Source organism: Microtetraspora sp. AC03309 (assembly GCF_020826795.1).
In the GTDB taxonomy this organism is placed as follows: domain Bacteria; phylum Actinomycetota; class Actinomycetes; order Streptosporangiales; family Streptosporangiaceae; genus Microtetraspora; species Microtetraspora glauca.
Genome location: NZ_JADDIL010000005.1, coordinates 146,580 through 169,050 on the forward strand (window position 1 = coordinate 146,580; position 22,471 = coordinate 169,050).

Annotated in this window: 11 protein-coding genes; 4 read left to right on the plus strand and 7 right to left on the minus strand. The window is 71.0% G+C overall.

The features are described 5' to 3' along the window. Positions 1 to 7 precede the first annotated feature (7 nt). Positions 8 to 1,048 (minus strand): ABC transporter permease, encoded by a 1,041-nt coding sequence (locus tag IMZ11_RS04625; protein WP_228637793.1) that lies wholly within the window; start codon positions 1,046 to 1,048, stop codon positions 8 to 10. Further along, positions 1,041 to 2,900, minus strand: coding sequence for an ABC transporter substrate-binding protein (locus IMZ11_RS04630; protein WP_228637795.1), 1,860 nt, complete (start codon positions 2,898 to 2,900; stop codon positions 1,041 to 1,043). Before IMZ11_RS04630 ends, IMZ11_RS04625 begins: the two co-directional genes overlap by 8 nt. Positions 2,901 to 3,280: 380 nt before the next feature. Here IMZ11_RS04630 and IMZ11_RS04635 point away from each other — a divergent pair, with 380 nt between their 5' ends. The 4 genes from IMZ11_RS04635 (at position 3,281) to IMZ11_RS04650 (ending at position 9,053) form a co-directional block, all read left to right on the plus strand. Beyond that, a complete protein-coding gene (locus tag IMZ11_RS04635) occupies positions 3,281 to 3,682 on the plus strand; it encodes a putative zinc-binding protein (protein WP_228637797.1) in 402 nt (133 codons plus the stop codon). Between the two features lie 213 nt (positions 3,683 to 3,895). After that, positions 3,896 to 6,037, plus strand: coding sequence for an alpha-galactosidase (locus IMZ11_RS04640; RefSeq protein ID WP_228637799.1), 2,142 nt, complete (start codon positions 3,896 to 3,898; stop codon positions 6,035 to 6,037). Then, the gene (locus IMZ11_RS04645; protein WP_228637801.1) at positions 6,034 to 7,293 is read left to right on the plus strand and encodes an MFS transporter; all 1,260 of its coding nucleotides are present in this window, start codon (positions 6,034 to 6,036) and stop codon (positions 7,291 to 7,293) included. The genes IMZ11_RS04640 and IMZ11_RS04645 overlap by 4 nt, the downstream gene beginning before the upstream one ends. After that, positions 7,290 to 9,053: a sulfatase gene (locus IMZ11_RS04650; protein WP_228637803.1), complete on the plus strand. Its 1,764-nt coding sequence runs from the start codon at positions 7,290 to 7,292 to the stop codon at positions 9,051 to 9,053. The genes IMZ11_RS04645 and IMZ11_RS04650 overlap by 4 nt, the downstream gene beginning before the upstream one ends. Positions 9,054 to 9,084: 31 nt before the next feature. On the opposite strand, the gene IMZ11_RS04655 is transcribed toward IMZ11_RS04650, so the two are convergent. The 5 genes from IMZ11_RS04655 to IMZ11_RS04675 all read right to left on the minus strand — a co-directional run bounded on the left by IMZ11_RS04655 (position 9,085) and on the right by IMZ11_RS04675 (position 22,381). Further along, the gene (locus IMZ11_RS04655) at positions 9,085 to 10,518 is read right to left on the minus strand and encodes a lipase maturation factor family protein (protein ID WP_228637805.1); all 1,434 of its coding nucleotides are present in this window, start codon (positions 10,516 to 10,518) and stop codon (positions 9,085 to 9,087) included. A gap of 3 nt (positions 10,519 to 10,521) precedes the next feature. Further along, positions 10,522 to 11,973 (minus strand): NAD(P)/FAD-dependent oxidoreductase, encoded by a 1,452-nt coding sequence (locus IMZ11_RS04660; protein WP_228637807.1) that lies wholly within the window; start codon positions 11,971 to 11,973, stop codon positions 10,522 to 10,524. 55 nt (positions 11,974 to 12,028) lie between these two features. Next, complete coding sequence (locus tag IMZ11_RS04665; protein WP_228637809.1) at positions 12,029 to 14,719, minus strand: exo 1,3/1,4-beta-D-glucan glucohydrolase; 2,691 nt, start codon at positions 14,717 to 14,719, stop codon at positions 12,029 to 12,031. A gap of 270 nt (positions 14,720 to 14,989) precedes the next feature. Continuing rightward, positions 14,990 to 17,044, minus strand: a complete 2,055-nt coding sequence (locus IMZ11_RS04670) for a catalase (protein ID WP_228637812.1) — start codon at positions 17,042 to 17,044, stop codon at positions 14,990 to 14,992. Positions 17,045 to 17,152: 108 nt separating this feature from the next. Continuing rightward, positions 17,153 to 22,381 carry a ThuA domain-containing protein gene (locus tag IMZ11_RS04675; protein WP_228637814.1) on the minus strand — a complete coding sequence of 1,743 codons (5,229 nt, stop codon included), beginning with the start codon at positions 22,379 to 22,381 and terminating at the stop codon, positions 17,153 to 17,155. Between the last annotated feature and the right edge of the window lie 90 nt (positions 22,382 to 22,471).

The window sequence follows — 22,471 nt, forward strand, 5'->3', positions numbered from 1 at the left end:
TGGCGCCTCATTGGGCCCGCACTCTCGGGTCGAGGAAGCGGTAGACCACGTCCGCCAGGAGGTTCATGATGATCACACTCGCGCTGAAGACGATGAAGGTGCCCTGGAGCAGGGGCAGGTCGGGGATCCTGAGTGCCTCGTAGGTCAGGTAGCCGAGGCCGGGCCAGGAGTAGACGGACTCGACCGTGATCGCGCCGCTGACCAGGATGCCGAGGTGCATGAAGATCATGGTCACCGAGGGCAGCAGCGCGTTCGGCACCGCGTGGCGCCGCCGTACGGCGTCGTCGGTCAGGCCCTTGGCTCTCGCGGTCAGCAGGTAGGGGCTGCCCATCTCGTCGATGATCGAGGAGCGCATCACGGTGACGTACTGGGCGAAGACCACCAGCACCATGGTCAGGCAGGGCAGCACCAGGTGCTTGGCGACGTCGACGACGTGGGCCCAGCCCTCCTGCGGCAGCGAGGGGTCGCTCATCCCGCCCGCGGGGAGCAGGCTCGGAATCGGGCCGACGCCCACGCTGAAGGCGATCAGGAGGATCATGCCGAGCCAGAACGTCGGCACCGACCACAGGGCGAGCGAGGTGCTGGACGCGATCCGGTCGAACAGGCTTCCGTGCCGCCAGCCACTGCGGATGCCCAGCCACAGGCCGAGCGCGATCGACAGGGCCGCGGCCGTGCCCATGAGGAGCAGGGTCGGCCCGAGCCGGTCGAGCACCAGTGACGAGACCGACTGCTGGAACTGCCAGGAGTAGCCGAGTTCACCCTTGAGCGTGTTGCCGACGAAGGTGAGGAACCGCTGCCAGATCGGGTCGTCCAGGCCGAGCTGGAGGCGGATCTGGACGAGCTGCGCCTCGCTCGTGGGGCGGCCCCTGGTCAGGGTGCGCACCGGGTCGGCCGGCATCAGGCTGAAGATGACGAAGCCGATGACCAGCGTGACCATGAAGCTGACCAGGGCCGCGGCCAGCTTGGAGCCGAGATAGGGCAGAAGGTCGGAGCGCTTGACCCCCTGCCCCTTGGCCTTGGCGGGGCCCGCTGCGGTGAGGCTACTCACGGTCGTCCGCGCTCGAGCGACGCTTGAGCACGATCCCGCCGCCGACGAGGACGACGAGCAGGACGGCGCCGCCGATCCACAGCGCGCTGCCGCCGCCGCTCTCCTCCTTGGCCGCGGTCACCTTGGCGGTGGCCGGCGTGGCCTTGAGGTAGCCCCAGAACGAGTAGCTCTGCGCCGGGTACATGCCCTGCGCGTCCGGCTGTCCGATGACTATCCCGGTCACGGTGTCGGCACGGGCCACGTCGAGGTGGTTGATGTTGAAGTGCATCTGGTTGACGTCGGCCTTGTAGAGGATGCTCTGCATCTCACCGACGACCTTGGCCCGCTCAGCCGGGTCGAACATGGTGCGCTGCTTGTTGAACAGCTCGTCGTACTTCTCGTCGCAGAAGAACGAGTCGGTGTTGCCCGCGGTGCCGTCGTCCTTGGGCAGCGCGGCGCAGGTCTGGATGCCGAGCAGGAAGGTCGGGTCGGGGCCCGTGGTCCAGCCGTCCATCAGCAGGTCCCAGTCGCCCTTGGCCAGGTCGCTGTTGAGCGCGCTCATGCTCAGGGTCTGGATCTTGAGCTTGATGCCGACCGTCTCCAGCCAGCCCTTGAGGTAGTTGGAGATGCCCGCGTCGTCCGTGTCGTCGGCGTGGATGCCGAGGCGCAGCTCCAGCGGCTTGCCGCTCTTGGGGTCGACGCGGACGCCGTCGCCGCCCTTGGTGTAGCCGGCGTCGTCGAGGTTCTTGTTCGCCTGGTCGAGGTCGAACGGCGTCTCCTCGCCGGGGGCCGGCTTCCAGCTCCACTGCGGCCAGGCCGGGGGCAGATACCCGGCTCCGGGCACGGCCAGGCCGTCGCGCACCTTGGCGGCAAGGGTCTTCCTGTCGGTGGCGAGCGCGATCGCGTGGCGCAGCACCGGGTCGCCCAGCGCCGGGTGGCCGGTGCCGATCTTCTTTCCGGTGCGGGTGCGGGCGTTGTAATTGATCTCCAGGCCGGTCCAGCCGTTGCCGACCTCCTGGATGGTCAGCAGGTTCTTGTCCGCCTGCAGCGCCTTGAACTGGGTCGGGTTGATGCTGTTGATGTAGTCGAGCTGGCCGCTGCGCAGTGCGGCGACCGCGGCGTCCACCGACTTGAAGCTCTGCTGGATCATGTGGTCGAAGCCGGGCTTGCCGAGGACGAAGTCCTTGTTGGCGTCGAACTTCGCGTACTGCTCGGGCTTGTAGTCCGTGAGCGTCCACGGGCCGTAGCCGACGATGGGGAAGGTGTCGTTCTTGACGTCCTTGAGGTCCTTGGCCCGGGACTCCCAGATGTGCTTCGGCACGATCGGGATGCCGCTGCGCGGGATGCTCACGTAGGTGACGTTGGCCTGCGGCTCCTTGGTCGTGACGACCAGCGTCGTGGGATCGGGTGCGCTGACCGACTCGAAGTTGCTGACCAGCGAGCCGTTGGCGGTGCCCGCGACCGCGTCGGTCATGATCAGGTTCAGCGTCCAGGCGGCGTCGTCAGCGGTGATCGGCGTGCCGTCACTCCATTTCAGGCCGTCCCTGAGCGTGAAGGTCCACGTGAGCTTGTCCTCAGACTGCGTCCACGACTCGGCCAGATAGGGGCCCGGCTCGCCGTGTTCGTCCAGCGAGTTCAGCGTGGGATAGATCCCGGCGAAAATGTCGTAGGCGCCGTCGAAGAAGGCGAGGAACGGGTTGAGCGTGTCGACGCCCGAGCCCGACATCTTCACTCTCAGCGTGGTCTCCTGCGGCGCGGACGCGGCCGATGCCGCGGCGGGCGCGGCGAAGGCGGCGGCACCCGCCACCGGCGAAAGGCTCAGCGCGCAGACAGCCAGAGCCGCCAGCCCGCGCCGCGAGTTGCCTGTCCCCATTGATTGTCTCCTGGGTCGTTCGGCATGCATTGTGTGGAGGGAATGCTGACGATCACAAAGCACAACCCCAATATCCGTGACGCTTTACGGCCCTGAGCATCGAAAACGACGACGACCCCTTGCCATGCCTCCGGAGGCGGTGCGTACGCGACGGCCGCCGGCCGCGAGCCGCCGTACCGGCAGGTCAGGCGGGGTCGCCGCGGGCGGAGCCGGCATCGCCTCGCCCCGCTCCGGGTGCCGCCGTCCCCGGCACTCCGGTCCGCGGCGGCAACGGCCCTTCGCCCCGGAGATTCGGGCTGAAGGTCCCGCGTGCGGACCTCGGCGCCTGTGACAACGTGGATCATGCTCACCACGTTGCCCGTACGAAGGGGATGAGGATCGTGCCCAGGCCCAGCAGAGCGCAGTTACCGCTCGTCTACTCCTGCTCCGGCTGTTCGAGCGCCGCGCAGATGGCCAATGACCTGGCCCTCCGTCTGGACCGCGAAGGGCTCGCGGAGATGTCGTGCATCGCCGGGGTCGGCGGGGACGTCAGCTCCCTGGTCCGGGTCGCCACCTCCGGCCGGCCGATCCTGGCGCTGGACGGTTGTCCCCTCACCTGTGTGCTCGCCGCGTTGCGCCGCCACGACGTGGCTCCCGACGAGCACGTGCGGCTCGATCTGTACGGCGTGCGCAAGCGGAAGCACGCCGACTACGACCACGACGACGCGGAGCGCCTGATGCCCATCGTGACCGAGGCGGCCGCACGCGCCGCGTCGAGTGCGGGGCTCTTCGACCCGCGCTGAGTTCGGCGGGAGCGTGCCGGCCAGGGGGTCGCGGGTCCCGAGCAGTCCGAGAGGAAGCGCCGATGCCCAATCGTGCCTTGACTGGCCGCCCACGCTCCGCAATAACATGAGCCCCAATCACCTTTTGGTGCGACCGCGGACCGCGGTGCCGTGGGGGCGGCGCGCGCCGGGGACAGCGGTTCGACCGGGATTCGACAACGTAAGGATCCGCCGATGCCCGTCCTTCGCGCCGGTACGCGGCCCGACACCTGGGCCGTCGTCACCGGGACCACGGCGTACGTGGTCGCCGTCGAGAGCGACCCGGCGACCGGGGAGGCCCGGGTGCTCCAGCGTTACTGGGGGCCGCGGCTGCCCGGCGACGCACTGGCCGCTCCCCTGCCCCCGGCTCCGCCCCGGGTGGACAGCAGCTTCTTCGACCCCCGGGACACCGCGGAGTTGCTGCCGGTGGAGGGAGGCACCCGCTGGGGCGTGCCGTCCCTGCAGGTGACCTATCCCGGCGACATCCGCTCGGTCGAGTTCCGCTACACGTCGGCGCGGATGGACGGCGAGCGCCTCACCGTCACGTTGCGCGACGACGCCTTCGGCCTGGAGGCGGACCTGCACGTGGAGGCGGTCGGCGAGGTGATCGAACGCTGGACCACCCTGCGGCTCGACGCCTCCGCGCCCGGCGCCGTGGCCGTGGGCCGGCTGGACTCGGGCAACTGGGAGATCCCCGAGCGGGACGCGTACCGCTACACGGGCGTGTACGGCGCGCAGCTGCTGGAGAACCAGGTCCAGCGGGGTGAGCTGCCGGTCGGTGAGACGACGTTCACCAGCAGGAGCGGCACGACGAGTCACCGCGCCAACCCGTGGATCATGATCGACGCCGGCGACGCCACCGAGGAGCACGGCGAGGTCTGGAGCGTCGCGCTCGCCTGGAGCGGCTCGTGGCGGTTGACCGCGCAGCACCGGCCCGAGGGCGACCTCGCGGTGACCGCCGGATTCGGCCACGACGGCCCACGCTGGCGGCTGGCGCCGGGCGAGTCCCTGGAGACCCCGCGTGTGCTCGGCCTCCACACGACCGGAGGGTTCGGCGCGGCGAGCCGGGCCTGGCACGCGTACACGCGCGAGCACGTGTCGCCGGCGCCGCGTGAGGACCGGCCCGTCCTCTACAACTCGTGGGAGGCCACGGCCTTCGACGTCACCGAGGAGGGACAGCTCGACCTGGCCCGCCGCGCGGGCGCGATCGGCGTCGAGCTGTTCGTCGTGGACGACGGCTGGTTCCACCGCCGCGACTCCGACGACCGGGGGCTCGGCGACTGGTGGCCCGACCGCGCCAAGTTCCCCGAGGGGATGACCCGCCTGTTCGACCGCGTACGGGATCTGGGCATGGCGGCCGGTCTGTGGGTGGAACCGGAGATGGTCAATCCCGACAGCGAGCTCTACCGGGCACATCCCGACTGGGTGCTGCACTATCCCGGCCGGCGTCGCGACACCCTGCGCGACCAGCTGGTCCTGAACTTCGCCCGCGAGGACGTACGCGACTGGGCGCTCGGCTGGCTGGACCGGCTGGTCGGCGAGCACCGCCTGGCCTTCCTCAAGTGGGACATGAACCGCGGCTTCACGCAGGCGGGCCAGCCTGGTGAGCGCTCGGACATGCTCTGGATCGAGCACACCCGAGGGGTCTACGCGGTGCTCGACGAGCTGCGGCGGCGCCACCCCGGCCTGCGGATCGAGTCCTGCTCCGGCGGCGGCGGCCGGGTGGACCTCGGCATACTGCGCCGCGCCGACCAGGTGTGGACGTCCGACAACACCGACGCGCGGGACCGTCAGGGCATCCAGCACGGCATGTCGCACGTCTATCCCGCGAACGTCATGGCGGCCTGGGTGACCGACGCGCCGAACCCGATCACGATGCGGGAGGTGCCGCTGCGCTACCGCTTCCACGTGGCCATGGCGGGAGTCCTCGCGGTCGGCGCGGACGTGCGGCGGTGGAGCGAGGAGGACGCGGACGAGGCCCGCGAGCTGGTCGCCCGATACAAGGCGATCCGGCCGGTCGTCCAGCACGGGACCCTGCACCGGCTGACCGGTGACCCGGGCGTGACCCGGTCCGCCCTGCAGTACACGCTGGACGACCTGGTGGTGGTCCTCGCCTACAACCCGTACGCGACCGGGAAGCGCGGGCCGCGGCGGCTGCGCCTCGCGGGTCTCGACCCGGACGCCGTCTACGAGGTCGTGGAGGGAGACGACCCGCTCAAGGGGGCACGCTGGCACGGCGCGGCCCTGATGGCGGTCGGCGTCGCCGTTCCCTCCTGGTTCATCGTCGGTCCGGACTACCGCAGCGACCTCGTCGTCTTCAGGAAGGTGCCGTCATGAGCGATGTCCTGGCCGACCCGGGTGAGCCTTCCGCGCCTTCCGGAGAAGCGTCGGCGGCCACCGCGGAGCCTCAGACGCCGGTCGGCAAGGGGTGGATCTGGACCTTCGCGCTGGCCTGGTTCGGCTACTGGCTGACGGTGATGTTGCCGCCCCAGTTCCTGACGCCGCAGCTCATCGAGACGGTGGCGCCGGAGCACAAGGTGGACGTGCTGTCCTTCCTGCTCATCGAGGGTGCGGTCGTCTCCCTCGTCTGCATCCCGTTCGCCGGGATGGCCTGCGACCGGACGCGGAGCAGGTTCGGCCGCCGCAGGCCGTGGGCCCTCGGCGGGCTGCTGCTCACCGGGTCGGCGCTCTCGCTGATCGGCCTGCAGACGGACTGGCGGGCGGTCGCCGCGCTGATGGCCCTGGTGGCGGCGGGCAACGCGATGACGCTGGTCGCCCTGAGCGCGATGATCGCGGACCAGGTGCCGCCGGGCCAGCGGGGCGCCGCGTCGGCGGCGATGGGCGTGCCGCAGGTGGTCTCCCTCGCGGTCGGCATGGTCGTCGTCACGATGCTGATCGAGTCGATGCCGGCGCGCTGGGCGGTGACCGGGCTCGTCGGCGTGGTCTGCGCCCTGCCGTTCCTGCTCGGCCGAGCCGAGCCGCCCGCGGCCGACGTGCCCGTACGCGGCACGCGCCTGCCGATCCCCCGCCCGCGCAGCCATCCGGACTATTACTGGGCGCTGTTCTGCCGGGTGGCGATCAACGCGGGGAACGCGGCGGGTACGGCGTACCTGCTCTACTTCCTCTCCGACGTGCTGCACCGTCCGCGGCCGGATGAGGCGCTGCTCGTCCTGACCCTGGTCTACCTGGTCTTCTGCTCGGCCTTCGGGTTCCTCGGGGGCGTCCTGTCGGACCGGCTGGCCCGGCGGCGCGTACTGGTGGCGGTGTCCGGCGGGCTGCAGGCGCTGTCCGCCCTGCTGCTCGCGCTCGCACCGAGCTGGCCCGCCGCCATCGTCGCGGCGGCGCTGCTCGGCATGGGGTACGGCGCGTTCCTCTCGGTGGACCAGGCGCTGGTCACCGACGTCCTGCCGGACCGGCGCAGCCGCGCCCGCGACGTGGGCATCATCAACGCGGCGCAGAACGTCCCCATCGCGCCGATGCTGGGGTGGCTCGTCCTGACCACGGTCGCCAGCTACCGCGTCCTGTACGCCGTGGCGGCGCTCATCATGCTGGTCGGCTCGGCCGCCGTGTACCGGATCAAGGGGGTCCGATGAGATCGATCGTGGTGATGTTCGACAGCCTCAACCGGCGGTTCCTGCCGCCGTACGGCGCCTCCTGGACCCACGCGCCGAACTTCCGGCGGCTCGCCGAGCGGACCGCGACGTTCGACACCTGTTACGGCGGCAGCATGCCGTGCATGCCGGCCCGGCGGGAGATGCACACCGGCCGCTACAACTTCCTGCACCGCGCCTGGGGCCCGCTGGAGCCGTTCGACGACTCGGCGCCCGAGATGCTGAAGCGGGAGGGCGTCTACACGCACCTTGTCACCGACCACCAGCACTACTGGGGAGACGGCGGCGCGACCTATCATCCGCGGTTCAACACGTTCGAGTTCTTCCGCGGCCAGGAAGGCGACGAGTGGAAGGGGCACGTCGCCTACCCCGTCGTCCCCGACACCGTCCCGTACGCGACGAACGCGGACCTGCGGCGGCAGGACTGGATCAACCGGCGTTACATGGCCGAGGAGGCCGACCACCCGCAGACGCTGACGTTCGACGCGGGGCTGCACTTCATGCGGACGAACCACGCGGAGGACCGCTGGTTCCTGCAGATCGAGACCTTCGACCCGCACGAGCCGTTCTTCTCGTACGAGGACTATCGGAAGCTCTATCCCGACGACTACGACGGGCCGCATTTCGACTGGCCGGACTACAAGCAGGTGACCGAGACGCCGGCCCAGGTCGAGCATCTCCGTAACCAGTACGCCGCGCTGCTCTCCATGTGCGACCGCTCGCTCGGACGGGTGCTCGACCTGATGGACGAGCTGGCGATGTGGGACGACACCATGCTGATCGTCTGCACGGACCACGGCCTGCTGCTGGGCGAGCACGACTGGTGGGGGAAGAACGCGCCCCCCTTCTACGACGAGACGATCCACCTCCCGCTGTTCGTCTGGGACCCCCGCAGCCGGGTCGCCGGGGAACGCCGCGGCAGCCTGGTGCAGACCATCGACCTCGCGCCGACCCTGCTGGAGTTCTTCGGGGTGGACCGCACGCCCGACATGCGGGGGGTGCCGCTGCGGGAGACGATCGCCGCGGACACGCCGGTTCGCCGTGCCGGGCTGTTCGGCCTGTTCGGCGGGCACGTCAGCGTGACCGACGGCCGCTACGTCTACATGCGCGCCTGCGCGGAACCCGGGAACCGGCCGCTGGCGGAGTACACGCTCATGCCCACGCTGATGCGCGGCCGGTTCCCCGTGGAGACGTTGCGTGAGGCGGTGCTCGCCACGCCGTTCTCGTTCACCAAGGGCGTCTCCACGCTCCGCGTGCCCGGTCACGCCTACACCGACCCGTACGCCTTCGGCAGCCTGCTGTACGACCTGGAGAGCGATCCGGACCAGCGGAACCCGCTGATCGACGACGCGCTGGAGACCCGCATGGCGGTGCTCATGGTGGAGCTGCTGCGCGCGTCGGATGCCCCTCCGGAGCAGTACGAGCGGCTCGGCCTCACCGGTGACGGTCCGCCCCGGCTGCTGGTGCGGGAGCAGTGGGCGCAGGTCGAGGCGGCGGCGCTCCCGTCGCCGCGCCGGGACGACTTCCCCGACGCGCGCCTCTCCGTGGACACGCCCGTCGGAGAGCTGATCGCCGAGCCAGCCGCCGAGGCGGTCCTGCGGGCGCACCTCGGCCCGCTGATGGACAGCCCGCTGCTTCCGGAGGCGCTGCCCCTGTCGCTGCTGGAGATCGCGAACCTGGCGTACGGGCTCATCGCCCGGGAGACAATGCGCGCCATCGCCGCCGATCTCGCCCGCTTGTAGCCGGATGTGCCGCTCGCCGGAATGCGGAGAGCTAGTGACGGGAGCCCAGCCTGACCGGCTGGAGGTACTCCTCCACCAGCTCGCGCTCCCACCACGCGCCGGTCGCGCGCCGCTCCCGCCGCGTGGTGAAGCTGTAGCGGTAGAGGAGGGCACGGACGAAGGTCGGCGGGGCGTCCGGGAACGGGTCGTCCCGCAGCAGCCGCAGCGTCGCCCGGTCGTTCCTCAGCAGCTTGCGCATGAACGGCATGAACCACGGGTGCGCGTACGCCGCGGACAAGGCGGCGAACCACATCAGCCAGTCCAGCCGCAGGTGGTAGGGCGCGAACTGGGGCGGCCGCCGCCGGGGATCACCCGGTTTGCCCTTGAAGTCGTACTCCCGCCACACGGTCTCCGGCGTGATCTCCGGATCGCGGGTGCCCTCGATCACCACCTCGTAGCGGGTCCTGGTCACACTGCCGAACGCGCCGTACGTGTTGACCAGGTGGAACGGGTTGAAGCTGGCGTTCATCATCTGGTGCCGCGACACGAGGTTGCGGGCCGGCCAGTAGCTGAGCGCGACGATCAGCACGGTCACGGCCAGCACCACTCCCACGAACCACGGGGGCGCGGCGGCGTGGTGCGGCGGCGGCGCGAATCCCAGCAGTGCGGCCAGGTCCCCCCAGGACACCACCGACGCGGCGAGCACCACGGTGATCCAGTTCAGCCAGGCGAAGTTCCCCGACAGGATCAGCCACAACTGGGTGGCGATCATGACGCCCGCCGCCACGCTCGCGTACGGCTGAGGGGCGAACAGCCCGAACGGCGCGACGAGCTGGGCGACATGGTTGCCCGCGACCTCCACCCGGTGCACCGGTCCGGGGAGCCGGTGGAAGTACCAGCTCAGCGGGCCCGGCATCGGCTGGGTCTCGTGGTGGTAGTGGAGGCAGGTCAGGTCCCGCCAGCAGCGGTCGCCGCGCATCTTGATGAGGCCGGCGCCGAACTCCAGCCGGAACAGCAACCAGCGCAGCAGCCACAGCACGAGCACGGGCGGGGCGGTGCCCGCGTTGCCCAGAAAGATCGCGAGGAACCCGGCCTCGCACAGCAGCGACTCCCAGCCGAACGAGTACCATACCTGGCCGACGTTCACGATGGACAGGTAGAGGACCCACAGGAACGCCCACATCAGCATCGCGCCCCATAACGGGACCAGGTCGGCGAGCCCGGCCAGAAGGGCGGCGGACATGAGCGCGCCGCTTCCCGCGACCAGGGCGAAGAGCCGGTCGGAGTAGCGGAGGTGGAAGACGCTCGGCGCGCGGCGGAACGGCACCCGGCGCAGGAACGCGGGCACCGGTGTCAGCCCGTTCGCGCCGAGCAGCGCGGGGAACTGGTTCAGGGCGACGAGGAACCCGACCAGATAGATCGCGGCCAGGCCCCGCTGGAAGACCAGCCGGCTCAGCCAGTAGTCGGGTGCGGTGAACCAGTCCATGACCTACTCCGTGACCCCGAAGACCCGGCGCAGCGCGGTGCGCGCCGCGTGATGCCCGCACATGCCGTGCACCCCCGGCCCCGGCGGCGTGGCCGACGAGCACAGGTAGATCGCCGGATCCGGGGTGGCGTACGGCACCCGGGCCAGGACGGGGCGGAACATCAGCCGCAGCCGGTCGCACCGGCCGCCCGCGATGTCACCGCCGATGTTGTTGCGGTCGCGGGCCTCGATCTCGGCGGGGCCCGCGGTGGCACGGGCCAGGACGTGCTCGCGGAAGCCGGGGGCGAAGCGCTCGATCTGGTCCTCGACCGCCTCGGTGAGGTCGCCGCGCCAGCCGTTCGGCACGTGCCCGTAGACCCACAGAACGTGCCGGTTCTCCGGCGCCCTTGTCAGGTCGAACAGGCTGGGCTGCGCGGCGATGAGGAACGGCGTGCGCGGCGCCGAGCCGCGGCAGGCGGCGCGCAGGGCGGCGCCGATCTCCTCGATCGACGGGCCGAGATGCACGGTGCCGGCGCGTACGCAGTCCTCGGCCGTCCACGGCACCGGCCCGTACAGCGCATAGTCGATCTTGAAGACGGCCGGGCCGTGCCGGTAGCGGCGCAGGCGGGCCGCGTACCGCTCCGGCAGCCGGTCCCCGGCCAGGGCGGCGAGATCCTCGGGCATGACATCGAGCAGGTAGGCGCGGGCGGGTGGCAGTTCGGCGAGGCTCCCGACGGGACGCCCGGTCTCGATCTTGCCGCCGAGCGCGCGCAGGTAGCCGGCCAGCGCGTCCGCCAACGCCTGTGAACCGCCGCGCGGGAAAGGCCAGCCCACGTCGTGCGCGGCGAGCGCGAACAGCAGCGCGACCCCGCCCGTGGCGGGCGAGCCGAGCGGCGCGATGGCGTGCGCGGCCAGCCCGGCGATCAGGCCGCGGGCGGGCTCGCCGCGGAAGAGGCGGGCGAGCAGCGCGGCCGGCGCCATCGCAGGGGGGCCGAAGCGCGCGAGCAGCCCCGGGTGGCAGGGCAGCCCGTCGAGCGGGGCGCGCAGCACGTCCGGCGCGAGGTCGGCCCACCGGCCCAGGAACGGCTCCACCAGCGAGTGGTAGGCGTCGCCGTCCTCGCCGAGCGAGCCCGCGGTCTCCTCCACCGAACGGGCCAGCGTCGCCGCCGACCCGTCGGGGAACGGATGGGCGAGCGGGAGCGGCGGCTCCACCCAGGTCAGGCCGTACTCGGCCAGCGGCAGCGCGCTGAGCGCGGGCGAACCCGCGCCCAGCGGATGGACCGCCGAGCAGATGTCGTGCCGGAAGCCGGGCAGCGTCAGCTCGCCGGTCCGCGCCCCGCCGCCGACGGTCGCCGCCGCCTCGTACACGCGTACGGACAGACCGGCACGGGCGAGGGTGACCGCCGCCGTCAGCCCGTTCGGCCCGGACCCCACCACCACCGCGTCGACCTCGGCTCCGGCCTCGGTTCCGGCCATAGTCCGAGACTGCCCACGGCGGCGATCCTTACCCCGGCCGGGCCGGGCGGGCGGCTCAGGTGAGCCCGGAACAGGTCTGTGCGTCGGCGTCCTTGGCGGCGCCGGGCACCCAGCGGACATTCGCGAACGACGCGGAGAACGCCCCGTCCGTGTAGACGAGGAACGGTGTGTTGACCACCTCCAGGTCGAGCCCGGCCTCCGCGAAGCAGGCGATCGGCACCTTGACCGTCGCCTTGGTCCCCGCGGGCAGCCGCTGGAACAGCGACGTCGCCGCCACCTCGGACATGCACGGGTAGACGCAGTGCACGCCGAGCACGGTCCGCGCCGCCGGCGCCTGGTGCACGATCGCGTCGAAGACGAGCGCGGCGTCGGCGTTCAGGTAGCCGCGCAGGTCGGTGCCGCCCGCCGGGTCCTGCATGTAGATCTGCGCGGGCCCGCCTCCGGTCCAGGTCACCTTCAGGCCGTCCTGCTGCACGTTGACGTCGGCCGGAACCACGTTGATCACGGAGTGCGCGGCCTCGCCGTCCACGCCGATCTCGGTGCCGCCCCAGTTGTCGGCGGAGCCGATGAAACTCCGGTACGGCGCGACGTCGGTCCGGTTGTGGATCTCCAGGTCCTCGGTCGCGGTGCCGCCGCCACCGTTGCCGGAGCATCCGGCCGCGGGCGCGGTCTCGTCGAGCGTCCCGACGGAGCCCGCCTGCCCGTCGCGCAGGCCGTACCCGAGCGGGAAGAGCGGGTCGTACCCCTCGTCGCCCGCGTTGAGCGGGGTCTGGCACGCGGTCTTCGGCCAGGAGTACGGAAGGGTGCCGGTGAATCCGCCGCCGGGCCTTCCCCCGCCCTGTCCCACGCTCTGCCGGGACCGGACGAGCACGTCGGCCACGCCGCCGCCCTCGGTGCCGGGCAGCCATGCGACGACGAACGCGTCCGAACGGTTCAGCTCCTTGTTGACCCACAGCGGGCGGCCGGTGACATACACGGTGACGACGGGAACGCCCTTGCCGCCGACCTTGTCCAGGACGGCGAGGTCGCCCGGATAGAGCTTCGCCGCCTCCAGGGAGCGCCGCCCGATGTCCCCGACCCCCTCGGCGTACGGCGTCTCGCCGATCACCGCGATGACCGCGTCGAACGCGGTGGGATCGACGCCGTCCGCCGTCTCGGCGAAGGTCACCTTCGCGGCGCCGAGCGCCTCGCGCAGCCCGCCGAGGATCGTCGTGCCCCCCGGGAAGTCGGCGTTGGTGTTGCCGGTGCCCTGCCAGGTGAGTGTCCAGCCGCCGGTCTGGTTCTGCAGGCTGTCCGCGCTCTTCCCGACGACCAGGACCTTCGAGCCCGCGGCCAGCGGCAACACCCCGCCGTTGTTCTTGAGCAGGACCTGCGACTCGCGCACGGCCTTCCTGGCCAGCGCCTTCGCCTCCAGCGCCGACGCCGACCCGGCCCCGGCGCGGGCGGACGGCTTCGGCGCGTCGAACAGGCCGGCCCGCAGCTTCACCCGCAGGATGCGGGTCACCGCGTCGTCGATCCGCGCCATCGGGATGTCACCGGCCTCGACCTGCGCGACGGTGTTCGTGATGAACGCCTTCCAGTCGTTCGGCACCATCACGACGTCGATGCCGGCGTTGATCGCCCGCGCGCAGCTCGCGTTGGTGCACCCGGCCACCTGGCCGATGCCGTTCCAGTCGGAGACGACGACGCCGTCGAAGCCCATCTTGCTCTTGAGGATGCCGGTCAGCGCCCGCTCGCTGCCGTGCAACTTGCCCTCGTCGATGCCGAGGTCGGCGTTGGTCCAGCTGTTGAAGGACGCCATCACGGTCTGGGCGCCCGCGGCCAGCGCGCCGTAGTAGCCCTGCCCGTGAATGTTGATCATCTCGGCCTCGGACGACGGGTTGACGCCCTGGTCCTGTCCCTTGAGGGTGCCGCCGTCGCCGATGAAGTGCTTGGCGGTGGCGATGACGCCGCGCTCGCCGATGCGGCGCGGGTGGTCGCCCTGCAGCCCGCTGACCATCTCGTACCCGTAGGCCCGGGTGATCCGGGGGTCCTCGCTGAAGCCCTCGTACGTCCGGCCCCATCGATCGTCCCTGACGACGGCGAGCGTGGGCGCGAACGCCCAGTCCTGGCCGGTCGCCCGGATCTGCGCGGCGGTCGCCGCCCCGATGTCCCTGACCAGGCAGGGATCGTGCGCCGCGCCGAGTCCGATGTTGTGCGGGAAGAGCGTCGCGCCGTAGACGTTGTTGTTGCCGTGCACGGCGTCGATGCCCCAGATGACCGGGATTTTGGTCCGGGTGCCGACGGACGCCGCCCAGTACGCGTCGGCGAGGTCGAGCCAGGCCCGCGTGGACGCGTGCTTGTCCCGGCCGGGCCAGGAGCCGCCGCCGTTGAGCACCGAGCCGATGCCGTACTGGCGGACCTCCTCGGGGGTGACGGCGCCGATCTCCGGCTGGGTCATCTGCCCGACCTTCTCGGCGAGCGTCATGCCCGCGAGGATCTTCGCCACCCGCTTCTCGTCGGCGGGGTTCCGCTTGATCCGGCTGGTGACCTTCGGCCAGTCGGCGAGCGTGGCGAGGTTCCCGTCGACGCGGGCGCATCCGTCGCGGCCCAGGGCGGGCGCTCCGACGACCGGCTGGGCGGGGCCCTTGCCCGCCCCGGCGCTCGCGCCGGGCACTCCGGCGAGGCTCCCCGCGAGTACGGCGAAGCCCGCCAGAACCGCGGAGGTGCGTCGACGCGCCCGTAACCGGGCGAACGGTCTGCTCATGGGGGGTCCGTTCTCAAGAGGCGGCAACGGCGTTCGTGGCGGCCCTGCCGGGCCGTCGCGTTGCGCAGATCCTGACCCCGGCGAGGCCGCCGGTCAAGAGTCTGAGAGCGCTCTCTCGACGGCACCCTCGTTCACCTGGGGAACGGCGACCTCATAGGGAACGGCGCGGGAGAGCGTTTTCTCACCGCCGCGCGGCCAGGGCGGGGCGGCGGGGCGCTCCCGGGGTGCCCCGCCGCGTCCCCGCCCCCACATGCCGGGCTCGAAACCGGCTCACGCCGAGAACGCGGCCACGTCCCGGTCGAAGTGCCGGTGGACCCTGATCGCGTCGGCGAACGTCTGAACGAACGTGTCGCCCGACGCGTCCGGCCCGACCACCCCCTGCGTCCCGGGCACCCGGGACGCCTCCAGCAGCGCGGCGCCGCCCGCCAACGCGCCGATGGCCTTGCCGTGCTTGTACGCCTCGCGGACGAAGTGGACGGCGTGCCCGTTCTCGGCGAGCACACCGCCGTCCGCGAGCAGGACCGCGTCGTAGAGGACGGAGTTCGCCGCGGTGAGCTGACGGTCCACGGGCAGTGAGGCGACCGTCCCCTCGTGCGGCGCGAGCAGCTCGCAGATCGCGCCCTGGCCCTCCAGCGCCTCCTTGACCGGCGTGAGGGCACCCGCGTCGGTGGCGTCGGTGACCAGAACCGCGATCTTCCTGGTGGCGATCGAGTCACGCGCCGAGTTGGCCTGGCTCAGCGCGGGCGAGGACCTGCCGTGGTTGGGCGGGCCGGCCGCGGGCACCGGCATGCCGAGACCGATGGCGACCTGGGTGGCGAGCTCCAGGTCGATCTGGACGAGGTGGTCGACGACCTTCTCCTTGACGTACCGCCGCTCCACATGCCCGAGTTCGAAGAGGAACGCGCTCACGATGTGCCGCTTCTCCCAGAAGGACATGCTGTTCCAGAACAGCGTGGCCTGGCTGTAGTGGTCCTCGAAGCTGGGGCTCCGCTTGCGGATCGTCCGGCCGTCCACCCGCTCCTGGTAGTGCTGGAACACCCCGGACATGTCGCCGCTCAGGATCCCGGACATCGGGCAGCCGCCGCTGATGGAGTTGATGGAGTAGCTGGTCCGGCTCTGGTGGATCATCCGCTGGTTGTAACCGTCGCGCTGGTCGTTGTACACCGGGGCGACCGGCCGGTTGACCGGGATCTGCGGGAAGTTGGGGCCGCCCAGCCGGATGAGCTGGGTGTCCAGGTAGGAGAAGTTCCTGGCCTGCAGCAGCGGGTCGTTGCTGAAGTCGATGCCGGGCACGACGTTCGCGGTGCAGAAGGCCACCTGCTCGGTCTCGGCGAAGAAGTTCTCCGGGTTGCGGTTGAGCGCCATCCGGCCGACCGGACGCACCGGCACGATCTCCTCAGGAATGATCTTCGTCGGATCGAGCAGGTCGAAGTCGAAGGCGTGCTCGTCCGACTCGGGCACGAGCTGCAGGCCCAGCTCCCACTCGGGGAAGGCGCCGCGCTCGATCGCCTCCCACAGGTCACGCCGGTTGAAGTCGGGGTCGTTGCCCTGGATCCGCAGCACCTCGTCCCAGAGCAGCGAGTGCGTCCCGAGGAGGGGCTTCCAGTGGAACTTCACGAACGTGGCACGCCCCTCGGCGTTCACCAGCCGGAAGCTGTGCACGCCGAACCCCTGCATCATCCGGAAGCTGCGCGGGATCGCCCGGTCCGACATCAGCCACATGACGAAGTGCAGGGTCTCCGGCTGGCACTGCACGAAGTCCCAGAACGTGTCGTGCGCCGACTGCGCCTGCGGGATCTCGTTGTGCGGCTCCGGCTTGACCGAGTGCACGAAGTCCGGGAACTTGATGCCGTCCTGGATGGGGAAGACCGGCATGTTGTTCGCGACCAGGTCGTAATTGCCCTGGCGGGTGTAGAACTTGGTCGCGAACCCCCGTACGTCCCGCACCGTGTCGGCCGAGCCGCGCGAGCCGGCGACCGTGGAGAAGCGCACGAACACCGGTGTGACCAGCGACGGATCGCACAGGAAGTCGGCCACCGTGTACTCGGCGAGCGACTCGTACACGCGGAACTGGCCGTACGCGCCGGAGCCGCGCGCGTGGACCACGCGTTCCGGGATGCGCTCGTGGTCGAATCGGGTGATCTTCTCCCGGAAGTGGAAGTCCTCCAGGAGGGTCGGCCCCCGTTCCCCGGGCCGGAGCGAGTTGTCGGTGTCGTCGATCAGCACGCCCTGGTCGGTGGTGAGCCGGGTGCCCTCCAGGTCGACGCGGTACTGGTCGAGTTGCCGCTGCTTCTCGTCCTTCTCGACGGCGTCCTCGTTGTGCACGGGTCCCCCTTCACGGTTCGTCGCTCTGTCCGTTCGGGGGGACCTTCGGGTCTATACCTTCGGGTCTATACCCTCGTGCACCACATCGGCTAAACAGGGTTCACGCCCTCAGCGCAGCCCCGCGATCAGCGCCTCCGCGTCCCGGACGAGGACCGCGCGGGCGGTCTCGTCGGCCACCTCGGCGGCACCGTCCCTGAACTTCTCCAGATGGTGGATCGCCTGCTCGGGGTGCTCCTTGACGTCCTGGTGGTTCGCCGCCTTCAGGAAGTTGCCGAGCTGCGCCCGCAGCGGGCCGTCGACGGAGAACGTGTCCAGCAGGTTCTCCAGGTCGCCGAACGACGCGCTCACCGTCAGCGTCCTGACCCGCTCGGCGGTGTTGCCCGCCTTGTCGGTCGCGGTCACCTTCACGGTGTGCTCGCCGAGCGCCAGCGTGTGCAGGTCGAGCCGCTCGTCCAGCTTCAGCTCCGCACCGTCGAGGGTGGCCGTCACCGCGTCGATCCCGGAGCCCTCGTCCGCGCCTTCGGCGGTGACGGTGATCCCGGCGGCGTCGCCGTACTTCCCGTCGTCGTTCAGCCCTCCGACGGTCAGCGCGGGCGCGGTGGCGTCCAGCTTCAGCGTGATCTTCTTGGCCTCCTCCTTGTTGCCGGCCTTGTCCGTGGAGCGGAACGACACGGTGTGCGTCCCGTCCTTCTTGACGGTGAACGGCTCGGTGTAGGCGGTCCAGTCGCCGTCACCGACGCGGTATTCGGTCGTCGCGACCCCCGAGCCCTCGTCCGTGGCCGTCAGGGTGACGGTCACCGGCGCGGTGTGCCAGCCGCTCGGCCGCTCCTCCGGGTCCAGCGCGGCGGCGGTCACCGGGGCCGCCTTGTCCGCGGCCGCGCGGGTCAGGGTGAAGTCGTCCACGTCGAAGTCCGCCCCGGTGAAGACCAGGTAGAGCTTCGCGTTCCCGGAGGGGAGGTCCGTGAGCGTGGTGGAGACGTCGGCGTACGACTCCCAGCCGCCGGTGTTCGGCACGGTGACCCGGCCGTGCACGGGACCGGTCGGAGAGCCGGTACGGATCTCGAAGCCGCCGGTCGGGTTGGGCGAGGCGACCCTGGCGGTGAAGCCGGTGACCCCGGTCAGGTCGAGGTCGTCGTAGGCGGCCCAGTCACCCGGGTTGACGTAGCCCAGCACGGTCCCGCCGTGGGCGGGGGCGTGCGGGTAGGTCTGGACGCCGTTGGCCTGCGACCAGTTCTCCGCCTGGACGGTGACGTCGCCCGTCGCCGGCCCGAGTTCCTTGATCCGGATGTTGCGGAACGCCACCTCGTCGCCCGCGCCGTGGTTCTGGATGCCCACGTACCCCTGCTCGAGCGAGCGGGCGGGGTCGGTGTTGGTGAAGTCGTTGATCTGGGCGCCGTTGAGGAAGATCCGCAGGCGCTCCCCCTCCACCCGGATCTCGTACGTGTTCCACTGGCCGGGCGGGTTCAGCGCGGCGTCGCGGGCCGCGAGATCGGCGGACTTGAAGCCGTAGACGGACCCGGTCGTCTTCTCCGGGGCATCGGTGGCGTCGATCTGGATCTCGTAGCCGTTGTTCACCGCGGACCACGGGTCGTCGGAGGCGGGGAACCCGACGAACACGCCCGAGTTGTCGTCACCCTTCATCTTCCAGTCGAGCTTCAGCGAGTAGGAGTGGTACTCCTTCGCCTTGTACCAGAACAGCCCCATGCCGCCCTGGGAGGTCAGCGTGCCGTCGGCGTTGGCGAAGCTGCCTGGCCCCGCCTGCTCCCAGCCGGTCGTGGCGCCGTTGTAGATCGGCGTGTAGCCGCTCTCCGGCCGGCAGTCCGCCTTGGCGTCGCCCATGGCGTACGCGATGCCGCCGCGCAGGTGGTCGCGGAACGCGGGCTCGGCGAAGGAGGCCGCGGTGTGCCCGCCGCCGGTGTAGAAGGACCGGCCCCCGTCGTACGGCTTGCACCAGGCGATGGGGTGGTCGGCGCCCATCGTCCCGCCCGAGTAGGTCGACTCGTCCAGCGTGGCCAGCACGTGGGCGGTGGTCCTGGCGTTGGACCGGTAGTCGTACCACTCGTCGGTCCGGCTCCAGGCCGGGCCGAGGTGCGCGGTGGCCGGGTGTGCCCGGTCCTCCACCTTGACCGTGGCCTGCTGGACCGCCGGGTGGGAGGCGAACCAGGCTCCGACCAGGCTGCCGTACCACGGCCAGTCGTACTCGGTGTCGGCGGCGGCGTGCACGCCGACGTAGCCGCCTCCGCCCTTGATGTAGGACTCGAACGCCGCCTGCTGGGTGGCGTCGAGCACGTCGCCGGTGGTGCTGAGGAAGACGACGGCCTTGTACTTCGCCAGGTTGGCGGTAGTGAAGGCGCCCGGGTCCTCGGTCGCGGTGACGGTGAAGCCCAGGTCCTTGATCGCCTGGATGCCCGCCGGGATCGAGTCGTGCCGGAAGCCCGCCGTACGGGAGAAGACGAGCACGTCGCCGGAGCCGCCGATGCCGCCCGAGGCCGGCAGGACGAACTTCTGGGCGGCGCCGCCGTCACAGCTCCTGATGACGAGCTGGCCGGTGTCGGCGCCGTCGAGGCACCTGCCGGACTGCGGGTTCTTCAGCGCGCCGTTCGGCCCGGCGGTCCACTGCTGGGCGCCGGTGTCGTTGCAGGTGTAGATCTGCACCTTGGTGCCGTCGGCCGTGGCGCCGCCCGCGATGTCCAGGCACTTGCCCAGCGCCTTGACGGTCGTCCCCTCGATCGTCCAAACCTGCGCGCCGGTGCCGTTGCAGGTGTAGAGCTGCACCTTGGTGCCGTTGGCGCTGTTGGCCCCCGCGACGTCGACGCACAGGCCGCCGGGGCCGGTGATCGGGCCGATGGCCGGGCCGGTGCCCGGCGGGGGCTCCTTCAGGAGGGTGAAGTCGTCCACGTCGAACAGCGCGCCGGAGCCGCCGGTGAAGACCAGGAAGAGCTCGGTCGTCCCGGCCGGGGCGCCCGCCAGCGGGGCGGAGACGTCGACGAACGTCTCCCAGCCGCCGGTCACTGGTACGGCCACCTTGCCGAGCAGAGTGCCGGTCGCCGAGCCCGCGCGAACCTCGATCGTGCCGCCCACGCCGCCGGAGGAGACGCGCGCGGTGACGCCCTTGGCGCCGCTCAGCTCGTACGGCTTGAACGAGATCCAGTCGCCGTTGTTGACGTCGCCGACGGTCTTGCCGCCATGGGCGGGCGCCTTGCTGATCTGCGAGACGCCGGACATCGCCGAATAGTGCTCGGCCTGGCGGTGGCGCGGCTGCAGGATGTGCTGGGTGTGGGTGGTCAGGCCGCCCTTGTCGGTGTACTCGGCGTCGAACACCGCGAAGATGTTGGCCGCGTCGTCGTGCTCGCCGTCGGAGGGGATGGTCAGCTCGCCCGAGCAGCCGTTCTTGGACGTGATCTGGTGGCCGTGGCTGTCGTGGCCGAGCACGTACGTCATCGTGACCTTGGCGCAGTCGGCGTCCCCGTCCTCGGGGTCGGTCACCTTGATCGTGAACGGCACGGTGTCGCCCCAGTCGAACAGCCGGCCGAGACCGGGCTGCTCGATCGTGACGGTCGGCGCGGTGTTACCCACCGTGATCTTGACGCTGGCCCGCCCCGCGTTGCCGCCCGGGTCCTTCACCGTGAGCGTGGCGGTGTACTCCCCGTCCTCGGTGTAGGTCGTGGTCGGGTTCGCGTCCGTGGAGGACGTCCCGTCGCCGAAGTCCCAGGCGTAGGTGATCGGCTCGCCCTCGGGGTCGGCGGAGCCCGCCGAGGAGAAGGCGACGGTCAGCGGCGTCTTGCCGGAGGTCTTGTCGGCCTTGGCCACCGCGACCGGCGCGCGGTCACGCCCCTTGATGTACTCGATGCGGTACAGCGCGGAGTTCGCGTCGCCGCCGAAGTAGCCCGAGCCGTAGTCGAGCACGTACAGCGCGCCGTCGGGGCCGAAGGCCAGGTCCATCACCTGCGTGCCGGTCCACGGGAAGTTCGCGATCTCGCCGCGGGTCCCGTCGGCGGCCACGTCGATCGCCTTGATCCAGCGGCGGCCGAACTCTCCGGCGAAGAGGTGGCCGTCCAGCTCGGCGGGGAACTTGACCTGCGAGTCCAGGGCGGCGTCGTAGCGGTAGAGCGGGCCGCCCATCGGCGACTCCGATCCTCCGCCGAACTCCGGCGGGGAGCCCTCGTCACCGCCGTACTTGATCCACGAGGGCAGCGCGGGCGGCAGCTTGTCCATGCCGGTGTTGCGGAAGGAGTTGTTGGTCGGCCCGCCCGCCGCGCAGTCGTACTTCTGCCCCGACGGCCCGGACGGGAAGGTGAACTCGTTGTAGGTCTCGGCCAGGGTGTTCGTGCCCGTGCAGTACGGCCAGCCATAGTTGCCCGGCTTGGTGACGCGGTCGAACTCGACCTGGCCGCTCGGGCCCCGGTTCGGGTCGGAGCTGCCCGCGTCGGGGCCGTAGTCGCCGACGTAGACGACGCCGGTGGCCTTGTCGACGCTCATCCGGAACGGGTTGCGGAAGCCCATCGCGTAGATCTCGGGCCGGGTCTTGGGAGTGCCCGGCGGGAAGAGGTTGCCGTCGGGGATCTCGTAGGTACCGTCCGGCTTGACCTTGATCCGAAGGATCTTGCCCCGCAGGTCGTTGGTGTTGCCGGCGCTGCGCTGGGCGTCGTACGCCGGGTTGCGGTCGGACCGCTCGTCGAGCGGCGCGTAGCCCGCCGAGTCGAAGGGGTTGGAGTCGTCGCCCGTGGACAGGTAGAGGTTGCCCTGGGCGTCGAAGTCGATGTCGCCGCCGACGTGGCAGCACATGCCGCGGTCGGCGGCCACGTCGAGCACCTTCACCTCGCTGGCCGTGTCCAGCGTCCAATCGGGCTTGACGGTGAACCTGGAGAGCCGGTTCACGCCCTGCCAGGCGGAGAAGTCGGTGCCGGTCACCGGGGCGTCCCCGGCCGGGGTGTTCAAACGGGGCGCGTAGTAGAGGTAGACGAATCGGTTGGTGGCGAAGCCGGGGTCGGCCGCCACCCCCTGCAGGCCCTCCTCGTCGTGGGTGTAGACGTTCAGCGCGCCCACCACGGCGGTGTTCCCGGTCGCGTCGGTACGGCGCAGCGTCCCGTCACGTGAGGTGTGCAGCACGGACAGGTCGGGGAGCACGGCCATCGTCATGGGCTCGCCCATCTCGGCGACGCCCTTGGCCAGCTCGATCCGCTGGTAGTCGGCGGGATCGATGGCCGCGTGGGCCTGTGCGGGGGTGGCCGTGCCGATCGTCACGGTGAGCACGGTCAGGCTCGTGAGAGCCAGGAGTAAGGCGCAGGTCTGCGCGACCCATCGGGTGGCGCGCGTGGTTCGCCGCCTGGAGGGCATGGCGGAGTTTCCCTTCACTCGGGGGGTGAGTCGCGTCCCGGCGCGGGAGTCAGGCGCGGGACGGAGACGGGGATGGCGGAGGGATGGCGG

Excerpts from the sequence above, each read along its gene's own strand:
- IMZ11_RS04630 (WP_228637795.1), bottom strand. The coding sequence starts at position 2,900 with ATGGGGACAGGCAACTCGCGGCGCGGGCTGGCGGCTCTGGCTGTCTGC.
- IMZ11_RS04640 (WP_228637799.1), top strand. The coding sequence starts at position 3,896 with ATGCCCGTCCTTCGCGCCGGTACGCGGCCCGACACCTGGGCCGTCGTC.
- IMZ11_RS04645 (WP_228637801.1), top strand. The coding sequence starts at position 6,034 with ATGAGCGATGTCCTGGCCGACCCGGGTGAGCCTTCCGCGCCTTCCGGA.
- IMZ11_RS04650 (WP_228637803.1), top strand. The coding sequence starts at position 7,290 with ATGAGATCGATCGTGGTGATGTTCGACAGCCTCAACCGGCGGTTCCTG.
- IMZ11_RS04655 (WP_228637805.1), bottom strand. The coding sequence starts at position 10,518 with ATGGACTGGTTCACCGCACCCGACTACTGGCTGAGCCGGCTGGTCTTC.
- IMZ11_RS04660 (WP_228637807.1), bottom strand. The coding sequence starts at position 11,973 with ATGGCCGGAACCGAGGCCGGAGCCGAGGTCGACGCGGTGGTGGTGGGG.
- IMZ11_RS04665 (WP_228637809.1), bottom strand. The coding sequence starts at position 14,719 with ATGAGCAGACCGTTCGCCCGGTTACGGGCGCGTCGACGCACCTCCGCG.
- IMZ11_RS04675 (WP_228637814.1), bottom strand. The coding sequence starts at position 22,381 with ATGCCCTCCAGGCGGCGAACCACGCGCGCCACCCGATGGGTCGCGCAG.